A 16329-nucleotide genomic window follows, 5' to 3' on the forward strand; every position below is an offset into this window, starting at 1 on the left:
TTTACTATTGTTGCGGAATCAGAAAATAGAAGGTGCTGCCTTGACCATAAACGCTCTCAACCCAGATTTTGCCCTGATGTTGCTCGATAATATGAAGACAGATAGCCAACCCTAAACCCGTGCCTCCTTTTTGGCGTGAGTCTGAAGCATCAACCTGCTGAAAGCGTTCAAAGATATTTTCGAGTTTATTTCTGGGGATACCTCTACCCCAATCTTGGACGGAAAAAAGCACATTTTGCCCTTCTAGTTTAGATGAGATCTTAATGCTACTATGGGCAGGAGAAAACTTAATCGCATTGCTAATAAGGTTGCTGAGAGTTTGCACCAGACGATCGCGATCGCCTAAAAACTCTAGAGATTGGGCATCGGCTTCAAGGCTAATTTTTTGTTCATCTGCCAAAGGGCGTGTGGTATCTATTGCCTGTCGGATCAACTCAGCACTATCACATGGTTGTTGATTAATTTCATCGCTTCCCGATTCCATCCGTTCCAAGTCGAGAATATCATTAACTAGACGGATCAGGCGATCGCTATTTCTCAAAGCCATATCTGCCATTTTAGATCCCGACTCTGATAGTTCTCCCAAACGACCAGCACAGAGTAATTTAACTACTCCATGGATCGAGGTTAGAGGAGTGCGCATTTCATGACTAGCGATCGAGATAAATTCGCTTTTCATCTGTTCTACGGCTTTACGCTCAGTGATATCTTCGACCATGGAGAAAAACCCTTTAACCTTGCCATCCGAATCAAAATCAGGAACATAGGTGGCATTCATCCAGTAAGAACTACCGTTATTAGTAATCGGCTGAGTTTCAAAAGTAACCGTTTTTCCCCCCAATGCAGTTTTGATATAGGGCAGCATTTTTTGATAGTTTTTCTCACCCACCAGCTCTTCGATCGCTTTACCCTGCAAAGTAGAACGGGGTATACCATACCAGGTTTCGTAGGTACGATTATTATAGATATAACGCTGTTCCTGGTCGATGTAGGCAATTAATACTGGCAGCGCATCGGTGATTAACTTTAGTTGTTCCTCACTTCTTTGGAGAGATTTTTCAGCTGCAATGCGATCGCTTACATCCGTAATGGTTTCTAATACTTTGAGAACTTTGCCTTCAGAATTTACGGTTGGTTCGCCTCTACTTTCGATATACTTGATCGTGCCGTCTGGTAGCAGCAATCGATAGTCTAGTTCCCAAGATTGCCCACTACCGTGTCTTTCAACCAATGTATTTTTAACCAAGAGACGATCTTCTGGGTGAATATGCGCCAATATTTCTGGACAGGATGGGATCGGCAGATTGCTATCAAAGCCTAAGATATTAAATAGCTCTTCAGACCAGCTTCTTTTTTTAGTTTCATAGTCGTATTCCCAACTACCAATTTTGGCGATTTTTTCCGCTTTTGCCAGTAAAGCCTGAGAGGTTTGCAGTTTTTCAAGGGTTTGTTGCCGTTCGCTAATATCTTTCAGCATAACCGTAAATAGCATTCCTGAATTAGTTTGTAACTTTGCCACAGAGGCTTCGGCAGAAAATTCATGACCATCTTTACGACGACCATAAACGTTAGTATTACGCTCTGTCATTTGACGAGACTTTTCTGGTAATTTAGCAAATTGCCTAATGTGATGACGATGTATCTGACGAAATATTTCAGGTAAAAGAAGATCTAGAGGCTGTCCCAGAATTTCTTGCGCCTGATAGCCAAAGATTTTCTCGGCACCTTGATTGAATAGCTGAATCTGCTGCTGCTCATTGATGGTAATAATTGCCTCATCAGCATTGTCCAGAATACCCGCTAGCTTTTGCTGATTTTCTCTTAAATCTTGTTCAGTTTGCTCTCGTTCGCTAATTTCCGCCTGCAATAGCTCGTTGGTAGCAGATAATTCCTTGGTACGCTCTAAGGCGAGTTTTTCGGCATAACTAAGGAGTTGAGCTTGAGATAATGCCACTCCCAGCTGATCGGCTAGCTGATTAAGTAACTGAATTTCCTCTTGCTGCCACTGTCGCGGATGGTGACATTGATGAGCAATTAAAAGACCTTGGAGTTTGCCCTGAGCAAGAATCGGCACAACTAATTTTGCCTGAACCTGAAACTGTTTTAAGAGCTGCTTGATATCTCGATCGATCGGGGCCGTTGCCAAATTATCGATCGCCAACACTTCTCCCTGGTGATATCTGGTTAAATATTCACCTACTAATAAGGGATCTGCCAGTTCATAATCCAACATAGGCGGTAGATCGGGTAAAATCGCCTCGCTAATTGGCATCACGGTACTATTTGATTTGATCTCGACAATTAAAACGCGATCGCAAGCCAGTAGATGCTGCACTTCCGTAACGGCAGTTTGTAAGATTTCGTCAAGCTCAATTGACATGCGAATTTTACCCGTTATTTCGGTCAATAGTTTTGTTTGCCGATACTGAAATTCCAACTTATTCCAAACTCGCCTCTGTTCGGTAACATCAATCCCTGTGGCAATAATAAATTCAATCTCTCCCTGAGCATCAAACAGGGCCGTATTCGACCAGGAAATTAAATTTTGACGACCATCTTTAGCAATCCAATGGTTTTCATATTGGTTATGAAACTGTCCTTCCAGTAGTCGTTCAAATATGGCTTTGCTCGTTGCCTTTTCTTCAGCAGGAATCAAAAAATCCCAAACTTGTTTACCTTGAACCTCTTCAAAATAGTATCCAGTAACTTGTTCGCAAGTATGATTAAAACTAACTATTACCCCCTGCCGATTTAGTACCGCTACCAATGCACCGACAGTATTAATCACCGCCTTAGAGAAATCCCGTTCCTGCCTAAGTTGTAGTTCTGCCTCTTTGCGTTGAGTTATATCTCTGGTAACAGCCAACAATGCATTGATCTCATTACCTGTTTTGAACGGTACAGCATGTGTTTCTAGCCAGCGCGATGTTCCTTTTAACCCAGTTAGCTCAAACTCTAATTTACCTGACTTGCCCTCAAATATGCTTTCGGTTAGCTTGACAAATGCCTGTCGATGATTGGGATTGATTAAAGAGTAAACTGGTTTGTCGATCACTTCTGCTAGAGAATCAGCCTCGATCATCGCTAGCCCAGCAGGGTTCATCTCTAGTAACCTGCCGTCGTCTGCCAACATCTTGACGCACTCTGGCTCAGATTCAATGATGGTACGGAGCAAATTTTCGCTTTGAGCCAACCTTTGTTCTGCCTGTTGACGTTTTTGTAGAGCTATCTGTTGTTCGGTAATATCAGTAACCGTTCCTAGATAGCCTTGTATTTCACCAGCATCGTTATAGTAAGCCCCTGCACTACCAGACACCCAAACCACTTGGTTATCGGGCGTTTTAAAGCGGTATTCTAGGAAAAATTCCTGACCAGTTTGAGTACATTGATGCCATTGGGCAATTACTCTGGCGCGATCTTCAGGATGCAAGGCATTTGACCAACCCATTCCCATTGCTTCTTGCTCGGATAACCCTGTCAGTTTCTGCCAGCGCGCATTTACATAGAGACAATTCCCTTCAGCATCAGTTTGAAAAATGCCTACAGGGGCTTTTTGCGCTAATAGTCTAAATTGCTTATAGCTTTCATTTAATAATGCTGTGGCTTGCTTTTGTTCGGTAATATCCTGCACTACGCAAAAAATAGTTTGCTTCTTTAGATCGGGTTTTGCTGTCCACAAGAACCAGCGATAAGCACCATTTTTAGTTCGATAGCGATTCTCAAAAGCAACCGTAGTTTTCCCTGCGCTCAACTTTTCTACTTCAGCTAGAGTTGCCGCGCAGTCTTCAGGATGAACAAAGTTAATAAAAGGTTGGGTCAATAATTCCCCATCCATAAAGCCCAAATTCTTTAACAATGCGGGATTGATCCATTTAAAGTAGCCATCCAAACCCGCAACACAAATCATACTAGGGGTGGAATCAAAAAAATGCCCCAGCTGTTCTCCTTTTTCGTACCAAACTTGCTGTTGATTGTGATTGTGATCTAGTTCCTGTTCTGCTTGAAGTGTTGGCAATTGAATCAGACTTTTAGAGTCAATCATCCCAACTAATTGCTGATTCTCATCCAGAATTGGTAAATAGCTAATTAAATGTTGCTGAAAAAATAACTGTGCTGAATCGAGATCGTAACATTGCGATCGCAACCTAGTTAATACTGGTTGAGTCATTACTTGCTTAACCGTCGTAGTCGCTAAATCGGTTTCTGTGGCTACCAACCTAACTACGTCACTTTGAGTCAAGATGCCAATTAATTGATTAGCTGCGACTATTAGTAGACATCTGGGCTTATTTTCAGCTTGCTGTTGAGCAAGTAAAACAACTGCGTTCTTCAGTAAAGTATCTGGCGCAATAGTTACAGGATGAGATTCAATATATTTATCGATAGTCACTATGATAACAACAGCTAAGTAATCAAAAGATTATTCAATAATCTTAAATAAATGAAGAGGATAAAAGCAGTTTCGGTCGCGATCATTATATTAAGTTCTACAGCTATGGTCATTCCAATTAGTTGAAAGTAAAGCAAAACTTTGAGGAATTTGTGAGGAAGAGTCAAAGCTTTTTCTGCTATACGCTAAGAGCTAAAAGCTAAAAGCCAGGGCGAAGCCCTCTACTTAACCCGACTGCGTTTTAAACGATTCAAAATTCGGTTTGCCAATATTGAACCAGTTACAGGCTTAAAAACATAATCATCGGCACCAATACTAAATGCTTGATTCTGGGTTTTTTCATCCTGGTGTACACTCAAAAATAAAACGGGTAGATGCTGCCAATAGCGATCGCTTCTTAAAATCTGACAGAGTTCAATGCCATTGATATCTGGCATCTCTATATCTAACACCAAAATATCTGGCTCGACATCTTCCAAAACCTCCCAAAACTCGGTTGATTTATTTAAGGTAGTAATCTCAAAACCCCAAGGTTGGAGAGACATTTTTAAAGAGAGCAGCACTTGAGGATCGTCATCGATAATCAATACTTTAGCAGCATGACCGAGATTTTCCAGCAGCTCGGAAACTGCTGAGATGGCAGCGATTGGCTCAACCGAATTTGGTAAAATCAAATTTCCTCCCTTGCGGGTGAAATTCAAGCGATCTAACAACTGAGGAGATTGGGCGATCGCAACTATAGGTAAGCTGGGTTGACGTTGATGTAGCTGTTCGAGAAATTCTAAATCTTCTCCATCAGGAAAAGCAATTTGATAGAGTAAAGCGTCGATCGACTGTTGCTTAATTATGGTCTGAGCTTGAACAAAATCTGCAGCAGTATAAGTCTTCATCCCGCTATTGTTAGCTTCTGTAATTAACTTGTGGTCGAAATCTGTGTTGAGAGTGCGATCGACAATTAACAGTGAAATATTTTTGCTGAGGGCATCTTTTACGGTTTCCTCAAAGGGTTGATGTTGCAGTTCGGCATTAAGAGCTGTTGTCAGTCTAACTATCTGCTCTAAATCTACTTGCTTGCTCAGATTATGACCAAGTAGCTTTTCAATCTGTTTAGCAAACCTAGAACCTTCTGGGAAACCGAAGCAACCTAAAGAACCTGCTAGTTTATGAGCCGAACTTCTGGCTTGAGCGTGTAGTTCATCACTCACGCAATTATCTGCTAATGCTATGGCTAGACTCTCTAGATCTGCTAATCTCTCAAAAGCCAAATCTTTAAACTTTAACCAAATTTGACTGATGGTTGCGTTTTTATCTTGCCCTGCATTACTTGTAGGTAAAGATTTACTACTTGCCTTAAAATCATCATCAGACTTGAGGCGATAACCGACACCGTAAACAGTTTTAATCGTGTCTTTTGCCATCCCTGCCACCTTAAGCTTTTGGCGTAATCCCTTGATGTGGGTTCTAACAGCTTCTTCTCCTGGCGGATCTTCCCCCGCCCAAAGATTGTTAATAATTGCCCCTGGACTAAATACCTGCTGTGGATGGCGCATGAATAGTTCGATCATGCCGTACTCTTTGGGAGTCAGAGGTAAAAGCTGATTGTGAACATGAACTTCATGGGTTTTAGGATCGAGATTGAGATCTTGCCATTCGATGATTGGTGAGGATACATTAATTTCTCGGCGTAGTAATGCTCGAATTCTGGCGGTAAGTTCGTCAAAATTAAAAGGCTTGACTACATAATCATCTGCCCCTGCGTCTAGCCCTAAAACCTTATCAGTCTGGCGATCGCGAGCCGTCAAGAGCATAATTGGCATACTGTAGCCATCAGCCCTGATTTTTTGACACAGTTCGATGCCATCAATATCGGGTAACATCCAATCGAGAACCACTAGATCGAAGTCAAACAGCAGAATGAACTCCCAGCCCATCTCTCCTGCATTAGCGATATCTACAGCATAACGCTGTTCGATTAGCTTGCTCGCCAAAGCCTCCATTAACTGTTCGTCGTCATCTATAAGTAAGATTCTCATTGATCGGCTAGTTAGTTCCCATCAATATATTACAGCTTATTTTCAGCAGTAGACCTCTTGCAGGAGTTACAAAAAGGAAACTACGGTGAAAACTGTGACTGGAAGCATAACTTTGCCATTTTAAACTATACTAATATTAAGCTCCGAATGATTCAAGGTCGAACATAACTTTCATCTCCATTCATCGAGAAATGTTTGTACCTTCTCGTCTATGTAAGGAATGCGATCGCGTCTTAAAAGCAATTCTTTAATTTCCTGACAAATCTTGAAGCTAAGTAATTGAGGAATAAAGCCACCCCAAGTAGGTTGTTTTCCACGAGGGGCAGGTATTACCTTCACTGTTCGGTCTTGATGGTTGATATAATTTACCACCCAAGCTTTTCCGCTTAGAAGAAATGAACTCATTTCTTCAACTAATTTATCGACGAAATTTTGTTCTAGTGAGCCGATAATGTAACCTGCTTCAGTTAAGACTTTGTAGAGTTGTGGGCTACTGAAAACGGCATAGATTTCTATAAAGTTACGACGACCAAAGGTTTTTTCAGTTTGATCTCCAATGGAAAGCAATCCTTGTGAGAGAAATAAAAAGTTTTCTTCTACCATATAAGCAATCAAATGCTCAAATTCACTATGACTGATGCCTAAAAAATCGGGAACGATAGATAACTGCTGCCAGCATTGTTCTGCGCTAATTGCGCCAAATTGAAGAGTAAGAGCCAAAATTTGATGGACTAAAACTGACCAAACTCGATTATTAGTTGGAACGGACTCCACCCAGCCTTTCTTAGCTAGTTCGATGAGAGCGATCGCCTGTAAAACTGTCTCTGTATCCTCACAAAAAAAGGTGGTATTAGCTCTTTGTCCCTGTCTTTTGCCCGTCCTCCCCAAACGCTGAAGAAACGAGGAAACAGTAGAAGGAGCATTGGCTTGCAAAACTAAATCTAAGTCGCCTACATCAATTCCTAGTTCTAAAGTAGAGGTGCAGATAATACTGGTGTTACTACCGCGATGGAAACGTTCTTCGGCAGTGGTTCTTTCTTCTGCTGATACCGAACTATGATGAACGAATACATCAATACCTTTATGCTGCATCTGTTCGGCAATTTTCTCAGCTAAGGAGCGACTTTGACAGAAGAACAGGCTTTTTTGACCTTGAGCGATTTGACAAGCTTGTTCAGAAATGGCTCTAGTGGTCTCTTGGTAATAAATGCGAAGGTCTTTTTTAGACGGAACGTGAGGCGGATCGATAACACAGCCTTCTCTTTGGGATGTTCCCTGTAACCATTGAAGAATATCTTGAGGATTACCAACGGTTGCGCTTAAGCCAACACGCTGCACATCGTTATTTGTAAAACGAATTAGTCTTTCCAAGACAGAAATTAAATGTGTCCCGCGATCGCTACCAGCCAAAGCATGAATTTCATCAACTATTACTACTCGTAGATCTTCAAAGAGTTTGGCATGGGGCACTTTAGAGGATAACAGCATTACCTCTAATGACTCTGTGGTGGTCATTAAAATATGGGCTGGTTCTTTGATAAAGGCTTTTTTTTCCGATGCTTTGATATCTCCATGCCAAACAAAGCGTCGTAGCCCCACCATTTCGCTGTAGGTTTTAAATCTTTCTGCTTGATTGTTGAGTAAAGCTTTGATCGGAACTATTTTCATCTGCACCAGCAGCAATTAAACTATCTTCTACTTTCCCAATCCAGCGATCGAGGATATCAGCTAATGCGCCTCGGGGACAGGAGTTCGTCCCTAATTCTTGGACTACACGACGGTAAACATCATCAAATTTATGGAAGTAAAGATCGTTATCGGAAACTACGACAAAACTAGTGGCAAATCCTTGAAATTGAGCATCATTGAGGGTTAAGCGAGACATGAAGGTTTTACCACAACCGTATCTACCTCGAAAAAACTTAAATACTCCTTCGCGATGCCTGCTAATTTTAATTATCGATAAATTTCTGCCATCGTTTTGGCTGAATCAGGATCTCGACAGTTGAGAATTAACTTGGTGGCAGTAGCCTGAAGCAGTATTTGCCGTTCATAACTGCCATAAATCTGGTCAATTTGGGCTGTAGTTTGCGTCGCAATAATCGGTGTCGCTTTAAACTTTCTTCCCTCAGCCAATAATCGCGATAAAGAACCCAGAGGTTGTAACGCCCCCAATTCATCAATCACAATCGCCGTTTTAATCTGTCGCGACTCATTACTCAGTAAGCCTCGAATAATCAATTCAAACGCCATACTATAGAGAGGCTTATACAACTGAGCATCCCGTTCAAATAGGGGCAGAAACAAAGAACGTTTTTCATCACCTGCTGCCCAGTCCCAAAAATCTATATTTTCTGACTTGTCAGGTAATTGACGGTAAAATCGAGCCGAGGCAGTGGCCGAAGCCACAATCGAAGCAAAGGTTTTCTCCGCGTCAAAGTATTTATTAAACATCGATTCAGCTAAAAGTGTCTGAAGTTGATCCATATTAGTTTGAGCAATAATCCACCACACTTCCTGATTAGTTTGAGCCAAATTATAAATCTCGCTCAACAAATTTCTGGCAGAGAGGGGCCAAAATGGATCTTGAGTTTGATTAAGTGGAATAAGCGCAGCAGCAATAGTTTCAGATGAAGCTGATTCGGTGTGGTGACACCAGCCAACAGAACGTTCATCTGTCGGATTAAATAAAATATCTTGGCCTGAGCGATAAAAACCTTCTGTAAATTCCCCATTACGGTCAAAACAAACAATTCTAAAATCATCTCTTTGTTGTAGTTCACTAATCAATTTAGCTAGAGCCTGAGTTTTACCTGAACCTGGAGAGCCTACACAAAAAATACCTAAATCCTCCAAATTACGTGGTAGGCGAAATCCAGCCAGGGATAATTGAGGTAGATGTAACTCACCAGATAAGCTTTCTTCATACTTACTATTGAGGCGATCTAGTAATAACTGTACTTTGTTAGCCGATTCTTCCAGTTGTACTCCTCGTAAAATTTGCTGTTTATAAGACATCAGTTGATTATTTTTCTTTACTTGGATTATACTTTATACATCAAAAAAAAGAAAAATCTCGTTTAAATAGTTTATTTATGAGTACAAAATCTTCAATTGCTCACGGCGATAATTTTCACTTCTACCAAGAATGTTTTGATGAAGAAAATGTCTATCTGCAACTAGAAGGAGTAGAATTTACCGCCTCACAGTCTGAAGTTACGGTAACAATCCCAATGGCAGTTTGGTCGATAATTCGTCAACATAGTGTTGTTGATTTATCTTTAGCAGATAAGACCGATGCGGAATTAAGAGCAATGGTAGAAGAGAAAGTTGACCAGAGAATTGAGCAATATTTGGCCTCGGATGCTCGACGAGAAAAAGCCACGATCAGTTTCATGGGATCTATCTGCTATGGTTCTGCCGATTTACCCCGAAACGAGCAAATTGAAAGTGGTATGCAATATTACCTTTCTACAAGAGAGCGACAATTGGCAATTAAGAATCAGATTCTGGCATTAGATCGGTTAAATTCATGCAACGAAGGCAGAAGTTAGATGATTAAATTGATAGAAATGCTGATATACACAGGCACAATTGCGGCTGTTTTTGGTATTGTCTACGGCGTAATATTTTATCTTCCCGAACGCATTTCTCAGTCCAAAACTATTCTCAGGAGATTAAAATCGCTTTCAGAGCGAAGTTCGAGTAATGGCTATATTACCGTATTCGATTTAGCAACCGAAGCTGAAATAAGTCCGAAGCTCGCCAAATCAACTTTAGATAAATACGTTCAAGAATTGGAGGGAGAAAAATTAGTTTCCTCTCAAGGAGAGGTTTATTATGTTTTTCCTCGGGGAGAAAAAATCTTTCAAGAAAAAACTCAATTTCAGTTGGAAAGTGCTACCGAACGTAAAATTAATGATTTACAGTCACAAATAATCAAACTACAAGATGTAGAAACAAGAGAAGATGATTGATTACATTTAATACATCAAAATGTAGTTTACATTTTAACTAGATTCTAATTAATACATTCAGCTTGCGACCAGAGCCAAGACTGTATAAGTTAGAGAGCATGAACAAGATGTATTGTCGGCTCAGAATCTTAATGGCGGAGCAAGAACCTCCCTTAACTCAACGTGCTTTAATCTCTAAGTTGGGTCTAGCTAGCCATACCATTAGTAAGCTCTATGGCAATAAGTTTAAGCGCGTTGACCGCGAAACAATCGAAAAGCTGTGTGATTTTTTTAATTGTCCTTTGGAGGGGGAAAAAGGATTATTTCAGATGCGAGAAACTAATCGACATTGAACGTGAGCATTTTGTTGCTGTTGCTCTTGTTTTTCGGGTATTTGGCTGCTTTCATTGATAATCTCGGGAGACTAGATTATAGCTAATAAAAATGAAAACCACGCTCACCCCATTTATCTCTTAAATACCTGTCGATTTCATAAGCATTTTTATTATAAGTAAGACTAAGTAGCTCCATCGTATCTTGATATAACAGCTCAAAGTCGATAGATGACTGTAGCCTCTTTAAACTCATCTGACTGCATATTTCCTCACGAGCTAATGCTAACAATATTGCTCTGGGTAATTTATGCTCAAAATGCTTGAGCCAGCCATCAGCTTTAATGTAATAAGAATTCATAAAACGATTACGTTCTTGGATTTCAAACAAACTAACTTTAATCTTGTTGATGTTCCACATATAAACTGTATCTGAATCGGATATTTGAATCGTAATCAGATGACCAATCATTACTAGCAAAAAAGTTTCTAAAGGATTTGGGAGTTTATAAGTTTCCCTTGTCTCAGTTTGAACTTGAAGAGAATTGGGGGCTAGTTGAGGGGTAACCTGAAGTGTTAGCAACTTTGGAAGTATCGCCCTTGGTTAAGTTGAGTTGGCTGAGTAAGGTTCATCGGGCTTTTGAGGGACGCACTCCGTTGGAGATGTTGCGGTTGGGTTATTTATCTGATGTATTGGTGGAAGCTAGAGCAGTAGGTGTTGGTTGGTAGCTTTATCGGGCGAAGCTCTTCTGCCTTTCTTCAAACAATGGACTTAATTGTGATAGTACGATAGTTGCCTGTTCAAAAAAATCAAAGCATGATCAATTATTTGGTTGTGCTTTGCCTTGGTTAATTCTTAGGAACCGTTTGTCCTTGTCTTTGTTTAATTTTCTCCGCTAAAGGTGTGATATCTTCAGGCTGGATAATTATGACATTGCCATCATCATCGCATTGGGCGATCGCTGCTGCATCAACATCGTTAGGATTCAGTTGTGCAGCAATGATATCAGCATTAACAAATTCGGGAGAGGGGTTGAGAGAAGCTAAAATTCGGGTAGCAAGAGTAGTTTTGCCAGAACCATTGCAGCCACTAAAGACGAATATTTCAGGCATAGATTGTTAACGTAAGTTGATTATGGCGATCGCCGTGATTATTAATTATCTGAGCAAGAATTTCTTGAATAATTGGTTTTAAGATCACCAACTCCTCTTGAACGGTATTCCAAAGTACTTGTAAATTCACATCGAAATAGTGATAGATTAATTTCTTGCCCAATCCCGTGATACTTTTCCAAGGAACTTGGGGATATTGTTCTCGTGACGAAATGGGGATACTTTTGACTGATTCACTAATAATTACAACAGCACTAGTAACGGCATAAATAGTTTTTTGGTCGGTCTGAAAATCTTCAAAAGTGATTCCGTCAATAAAACTATTGTAGTGTTTTTATTTATGACCATAATCTTTTTCCTTAAAGCGTCTCATCTTTCTCAGTACCCTAGACTTTTGCGGATGAGATAACATTGCGATCGCCAGCCTAACTCCACAATGTCTTTGAGAATCAGTTTCCCCTACTAATGAAAGTAACATTCCGTACACTGTAGAGAGAGGAGGAACAGGATAAGTTTTGCCATATTCGCGACTACGTGAGGTGCGAAAAGTAGCACAAGGAACATGGACATACAAAGCAACTGAATTCATTTCTATTTCTGAGGCAGAGTAATTTGCAGATCTTTAGTAATAACTTGTTTGAGTTCGGCAATTGTCTGCTTTCTTCCTGGGTAAACATGAGCCTTTTCCAAGGCAAACTCTTGGGTAATAGACCTCTTGCATGAATCGAGAGAAAATGAGAAAAGTAGGGTAATGACGCGATCGCGAATAAAAACATGACCTACGAACAAATCAAAAATTTGGAGGAAAAGTTCCCTCTCTTTTTCTCATCACTAGCTGTCGGCACTGTAATTGTCCGTTTGATTTCTGCAAAAGATTAATCTTGCCTGTTATTCCTAGTTGTTCTAGTTGACGTTGTGCTGCTTCAATAAAGACTTGAGGTTCGATACAGCGTCGAATGATAACCAAACGTGAGTACAGGCTTGGGGCAGAAGTTAAAGCTTTATATTCGTCGGGAATGCCAATGTGAAATTGACTTTCACCGATTTTAAAAGATCGTCCCTTTGAAGTCGGTCACATTGACCATACAGAACTAGATATTGAATTGGTTTGCTCCAAAACTGGGCGTAATCTGGGTCGTCCTTGGGCAACTTTTTTTAGTGATGCTTATTCTCGAAGACTACTTGCTGTATATCTGACTTTCGATCCTCCCTCATATCGTTCTTGTTTAATGGTTCTAAGGGTTTGTGTTAAAAATCACGGACGCTTACCCCAAATAATTGTGGTCGATAACGGTTCAGAATTCCACAGCACTTATTTTGAGACTTTACTAGCTGCTTTTGAAATTACCAAAAAACAAAGACCACCAGCACAAGCTAGATTTGGCTCGGTTTGCGAACGACTGTTTGGTACTTCCAATAAACAGTTCGTGCATAATCTCCAAGGCAATACTCAAATTACTCGTAATGTTCGTCAAGTCACCAAGTCGGTTAACCCCAAAAACCAGGCAGTATGGACTTTGGCTTTTTTTTATGACTATCTTTGCCACTGGGCTTATGAGATCTACAATACTATCGATCATCCAGCACTCCATCAAAGTCCCAGAGAAGCTTTTACTCAAGGAATGTTACAAGGAGGCGATCGCGCTCATAAAATGATTCCTTACAATAAAGATTTTTGCCTACTAACATTGCCTACAACTTCAAGAGGTACGGCAAAAGTTCAACCTGGTCATGGAGTTAAAGTTAACTACATTTACTATTGGTCTAATCTGTTTCGCGACCCCGAACTTGAAAATACCCAAGTTTCAGTGCGCTACGACCCATTCAATATTGGCATTGCTTATGCTTACGTTAAAAGTCAATGGGTTGAATGTACTTCCCAATACTATATTGATTTTCAAGGTCATACAGAGAAAGAATTAAAGCTTGCCAGTAGTGAAATCAAAAAACGCGATCGCAATCACACGAAGAACAACAAAGTTTCTGCCAAAAAGTTAGCTAACTTTCTCGCTTCAGCAGAAGCCCAAGAATCTTTATTTCAACAGCGAACTAGTGATTTTGAAACTCGACAAGTTTTACAAATGATTGAAGGAAAAGTTACGACTCTAATGGAAAAAGCTTTATTTCACCGTCGTCCAGATATCTTTTTTGTTGATGAAGCCCAGCATTTAGGTAAAATATCGAGCGGTCAAAAATTACAGACCCAGTTAGATTGTTTCAAGTCCCTTGCCAATATGACTGGGGTAGTTCACGGACTATTTGGTACTTATGAATTATTGATTTTTCGCGCTCTCAGCGCACAACTCAGTCGAAGAACTATTGATATTCACTTTCCTCGCTATAAACCCAATTATCCTCAAGATTTGAAAGCATTTAAAAGTATTTTATTCACCTTTCAAAGACATCAACGTCTTTTCTTCCAGAAAATTATTACGTAAGTCTAAAGCTTGGTGTTCTCATTGTTACGAACAATGGCAAAAAACTGGAAAAACTATTTACGAGCCATTATTGTGGAGCTTTGAAGCTATTACAGTCTGTCCTAAGCATTTTCAACCTCTAGCGAATAAATGTCCAAAATGCGAGCGCTCTGTTCCTTGGTTAACTGGAAAATCTCAAGTTGGTTTCTGTTCTAGATGCGATTGCTGGTTGGGAAGTTATTCTCAAAATCACCATAGTCACAATGAATTTGATTTGGCTGAATCTATTTGGATCGCTCAAAACCTCGCTGAAGTGCTTTTATTGATTCCATCAAGATCGTCTTCGATTCAAAGTACAAATATATCTAAAGCCTTCAATTTAATGATTGACGCTATTTGTGAAGGAAATATTGCTGCGTTTGCTGAGATTTTTGGGTTGCCCAAAAACACTGTATGGATATGGTGTAAAGGTAAAAGTTTGCCTAAACTTAGAGCGATTTTAACAGTGTGTTATTGTTTGGATATTTCCTTACTCGATTTTATTACGTTAAAACAACAAGCATTCCAATTGCCACGTATTAATTCCCAAAGATTGCCAAGCAGTTTACGCCTCAGACGAGCTTCACCCAGGACATTTGATCATATGGCAACTGAAAAGTATCTACAAAACGTTTTAGATAGTCCCAAACGTCCCTTAACGATGAAAGAAGTTGCTCAAAGATTAAACACTGGCCAACGTACGATCCATAGTTATTTCCCTAACTTATGTAAAGCTATATCTGCCAAATATCGTAGATACCAAAAACAACAAACATCTGAACGAATACAAAAATGTTGCCAAGAAGTAGAACAGACTGTACGTAATCTTCATCAAGCAGGGAAATATCCGAGTGAAGCTCGTGTATCGCAATTAATCTCTCAACCTGGATATTTTAGATATAAGGAAGTTAGAAAATCTTTAAATCGAGTTGTATTAGAATTAGGAATATAAAAAATTTGATAGACAAGGTAATTAAACTGCTATTTTCTTGAAAATTACCTTTAATCGGAAGCATAAAATTGCCAAGAGTCAGAGGAAGCTTTATGCTTCCAAAACGGCACAGTTATGCTTCCTGTCACAGAATCAGTCAGAGACCGAACGGTAGTGAGGTGGGCGATACTGGATTTGAACCAGTGACGTCCTGCTTGTAAGGCAGGCGCTCTACCGCTGAGCTAATCGCCCCCATGTTTTGCGCTTGGCACTTGGTTAGTATAACAGCATTAAGGTTCTTTATGCAAATAGCTTTTCAACTTTTACTTAAGCGTTAACTCTTTTTTGAAACAAATGAACTACTAGTTAATGATGAGATTGATCTGCTGTGACATTCAGCAACGCGATCGCTTTGATCAGTAATTGTTAATGTTCCTGGTAAGCGGCAATTCTACCAGATCGGCGATCGCTACTACAATACTTCTTCTGGGGTGAGATCGAGATTTCGATAAATTTGTTCAATTAAAAAGCTGAGGTTAATACTTTTGAGTTCTATGGTGTCGCCTGCTTGGTAGTTAATAATGAGCCATTCGCCTGTATCTTTTTTATGATACAAATCCATTTCGATGCTGGTGGAACTGACTAATAAATAATCTTGTAAAACTGGATTTTTGCGATACATTCTAAATTTACCGCCTCTGTCGTAGGATTCGGTGCTAGGAGAAAGAACTTCAACGATTAGGCAGGGATAGGTAATGTATTGGGCTGTGGTTTGATCGCGATCATCACACGTTACACTAGCGTCGGGGTAAGTATAGTTACTGGTTTCAACAATGTTAATCTTGATATCAGAATTACCTATGATGCAATTGCTATTTTCTAAATGGGTATCGAACAGAGCTGTGAGTCTGATGGCAATGCGACCGTGGTTGACGCTGCCACCACTCATGGCATAGACTTCACCGTTGATATACTCGTGTTTTTCTAACTGCTTTTCTTCCCAAGCAAAGTATTCTTCTGAGGTAAGTTTAGGAAGGTTTTCTCTACTGGAAATCATGGGAAATCATTGATTGGTTCGCTTTGGTAATATTTTAACGATTTATACCAGCATTTTTTCA

Annotated in this window: 18 protein-coding genes and 1 tRNA gene; 6 read left to right on the forward strand and 13 right to left on the reverse strand. The window is 40.0% G+C overall.

Annotation, left to right across the window (positions count from 1 at the left end; genetic code table 11):
- Window positions 1-4: 4 nt before the first annotated feature.
- The 5 genes from KME09_10020 to KME09_10040 form a co-directional block, all read right to left on the reverse strand.
- Entirely contained in the window at window positions 5-4390 is a 4386-nt protein-coding gene (locus tag KME09_10020; protein MBW4534261.1) for a PAS domain S-box protein, read from the reverse strand.
- A 221-nt stretch (window positions 4391-4611) separates the two neighbouring features.
- Window positions 4612-6423, reverse strand: coding sequence for a response regulator (locus KME09_10025; protein ID MBW4534262.1), 1812 nt, complete (start codon window positions 6421-6423; stop codon window positions 4612-4614).
- A gap of 171 nt (window positions 6424-6594) precedes the next feature.
- Window positions 6595-8091, reverse strand: coding sequence for a DEAD/DEAH box helicase (locus KME09_10030; protein MBW4534263.1), 1497 nt, complete (start codon window positions 8089-8091; stop codon window positions 6595-6597).
- On the reverse strand, window positions 8039-8383 hold the full coding sequence (locus tag KME09_10035; GenBank protein MBW4534264.1) for a DUF2791 family P-loop domain-containing protein: 345 nt from the start codon (window positions 8381-8383) through the stop codon (window positions 8039-8041). Before KME09_10035 ends, KME09_10030 begins: the two co-directional genes overlap by 53 nt.
- Window positions 8380-9441 carry a type IV secretion system DNA-binding domain-containing protein gene (locus tag KME09_10040; protein ID MBW4534265.1) on the reverse strand — a complete coding sequence of 354 codons (1062 nt, stop codon included), beginning with the start codon at window positions 9439-9441 and terminating at the stop codon, window positions 8380-8382. The genes KME09_10035 and KME09_10040 overlap by 4 nt, the downstream gene beginning before the upstream one ends.
- A 77-nt stretch (window positions 9442-9518) precedes the next feature.
- Between KME09_10040 and KME09_10045 the strand changes: the two genes are divergently transcribed.
- The 3 genes from KME09_10045 to KME09_10055 all read left to right on the forward strand — a co-directional run bounded on the left by KME09_10045 (window position 9519) and on the right by KME09_10055 (window position 10732).
- Window positions 9519-9977 (forward strand): hypothetical protein, encoded by a 459-nt coding sequence (locus KME09_10045; GenBank protein MBW4534266.1) that lies wholly within the window; start codon window positions 9519-9521, stop codon window positions 9975-9977.
- Window positions 9978-9995: 18 nt separating this feature from the next.
- Window positions 9996-10400, forward strand: a complete 405-nt coding sequence (locus tag KME09_10050; protein ID MBW4534267.1) for a hypothetical protein — start codon at window positions 9996-9998, stop codon at window positions 10398-10400.
- Between the two features lie 98 nt (window positions 10401-10498).
- Window positions 10499-10732 (forward strand): helix-turn-helix transcriptional regulator, encoded by a 234-nt coding sequence (locus KME09_10055; GenBank protein ID MBW4534268.1) that lies wholly within the window; start codon window positions 10499-10501, stop codon window positions 10730-10732.
- 82 nt (window positions 10733-10814) lie between these two features.
- On the opposite strand, the gene KME09_10060 is transcribed toward KME09_10055, so the two are convergent.
- Window positions 10815-11294, reverse strand: coding sequence for a hypothetical protein (locus KME09_10060; protein ID MBW4534269.1), 480 nt, complete (start codon window positions 11292-11294; stop codon window positions 10815-10817).
- On the opposite strand from KME09_10060, the gene KME09_10065 reads away from it, so the two are divergent.
- Complete coding sequence (locus KME09_10065; GenBank protein ID MBW4534270.1) at window positions 11285-11440, forward strand: hypothetical protein; 156 nt, start codon at window positions 11285-11287, stop codon at window positions 11438-11440. The genes KME09_10060 and KME09_10065 overlap by 10 nt on opposite strands.
- Window positions 11441-11560: 120 nt before the next feature.
- On the opposite strand, the gene KME09_10070 is transcribed toward KME09_10065, so the two are convergent.
- Genes KME09_10070 through KME09_10090 form a run of 5 tightly spaced genes read right to left on the reverse strand, consistent with a single transcriptional unit; the run spans window position 11561 to window position 12869 of the window.
- Window positions 11561-11824: an AAA family ATPase gene (locus tag KME09_10070; GenBank protein MBW4534271.1), complete on the reverse strand. Its 264-nt coding sequence runs from the start codon at window positions 11822-11824 to the stop codon at window positions 11561-11563.
- Window positions 11817-12140, reverse strand: coding sequence for a DUF86 domain-containing protein (locus KME09_10075; GenBank protein MBW4534272.1), 324 nt, complete (start codon window positions 12138-12140; stop codon window positions 11817-11819). Before KME09_10075 ends, KME09_10070 begins: the two co-directional genes overlap by 8 nt.
- Before the next feature lie 18 nt (window positions 12141-12158).
- The gene (gene cas5, locus KME09_10080; GenBank protein MBW4534273.1) at window positions 12159-12413 is read right to left on the reverse strand and encodes a CRISPR-associated protein Cas5; all 255 of its coding nucleotides are present in this window, start codon (window positions 12411-12413) and stop codon (window positions 12159-12161) included.
- Between the two features lie 2 nt (window positions 12414-12415).
- The gene (locus KME09_10085; protein MBW4534274.1) at window positions 12416-12613 is read right to left on the reverse strand and encodes a hypothetical protein; all 198 of its coding nucleotides are present in this window, start codon (window positions 12611-12613) and stop codon (window positions 12416-12418) included.
- A 1-nt stretch (window position 12614) separates the two neighbouring features.
- Window positions 12615-12869, reverse strand: coding sequence for a hypothetical protein (locus KME09_10090; GenBank protein ID MBW4534275.1), 255 nt, complete (start codon window positions 12867-12869; stop codon window positions 12615-12617).
- A 58-nt stretch (window positions 12870-12927) separates the two neighbouring features.
- Here KME09_10090 and KME09_10095 point away from each other — a divergent pair, with 58 nt between their 5' ends.
- Entirely contained in the window at window positions 12928-14262 is a 1335-nt protein-coding gene (locus KME09_10095; GenBank protein MBW4534276.1) for a transposase family protein, read from the forward strand.
- Window positions 14228-15232, forward strand: a complete 1005-nt coding sequence (locus KME09_10100) for a TniQ family protein (protein MBW4534277.1) — start codon at window positions 14228-14230, stop codon at window positions 15230-15232. Before KME09_10095 ends, KME09_10100 begins: the two co-directional genes overlap by 35 nt.
- Window positions 15233-15391: 159 nt before the next feature.
- Here KME09_10100 and KME09_10105 read toward each other — a convergent pair.
- A tRNA-Val gene (locus tag KME09_10105) sits at window positions 15392-15463 on the reverse strand.
- A 220-nt stretch (window positions 15464-15683) separates the two neighbouring features.
- Window positions 15684-16268 (reverse strand): Uma2 family endonuclease, encoded by a 585-nt coding sequence (locus tag KME09_10110; protein ID MBW4534278.1) that lies wholly within the window; start codon window positions 16266-16268, stop codon window positions 15684-15686.
- Window positions 16269-16329: the final 61 nt, after the last annotated feature.

Origin of the sequence: Pleurocapsa minor HA4230-MV1 (genome assembly GCA_019359095.1) — a bacterium.
GTDB lineage: Bacteria > Cyanobacteriota > Cyanobacteriia > Cyanobacteriales > Xenococcaceae > Waterburya > Waterburya minor.

What these genes read in the sequence shown, in the direction of transcription:
- KME09_10025 (MBW4534262.1), bottom strand. Translation starts at nt 6,423, where the DNA reads ATGAGAATCTTACTTATAGATGACGACGAACAGTTAATGGAGGCTTTG.
- KME09_10030 (MBW4534263.1), bottom strand. Translation starts at nt 8,091, where the DNA reads ATGAAAATAGTTCCGATCAAAGCTTTACTCAACAATCAAGCAGAAAGA.
- KME09_10040 (MBW4534265.1), bottom strand. Translation starts at nt 9,441, where the DNA reads ATGTCTTATAAACAGCAAATTTTACGAGGAGTACAACTGGAAGAATCG.
- KME09_10045 (MBW4534266.1), top strand. Translation starts at nt 9,519, where the DNA reads ATGAGTACAAAATCTTCAATTGCTCACGGCGATAATTTTCACTTCTAC.
- KME09_10050 (MBW4534267.1), top strand. Translation starts at nt 9,996, where the DNA reads ATGCTGATATACACAGGCACAATTGCGGCTGTTTTTGGTATTGTCTAC.
- KME09_10055 (MBW4534268.1), top strand. Translation starts at nt 10,499, where the DNA reads ATGAACAAGATGTATTGTCGGCTCAGAATCTTAATGGCGGAGCAAGAA.
- KME09_10070 (MBW4534271.1), bottom strand. Translation starts at nt 11,824, where the DNA reads ATGCCTGAAATATTCGTCTTTAGTGGCTGCAATGGTTCTGGCAAAACT.
- cas5 (MBW4534273.1), bottom strand. Translation starts at nt 12,413, where the DNA reads ATGAATTCAGTTGCTTTGTATGTCCATGTTCCTTGTGCTACTTTTCGC.
- KME09_10110 (MBW4534278.1), bottom strand. Translation starts at nt 16,268, where the DNA reads ATGATTTCCAGTAGAGAAAACCTTCCTAAACTTACCTCAGAAGAATAC.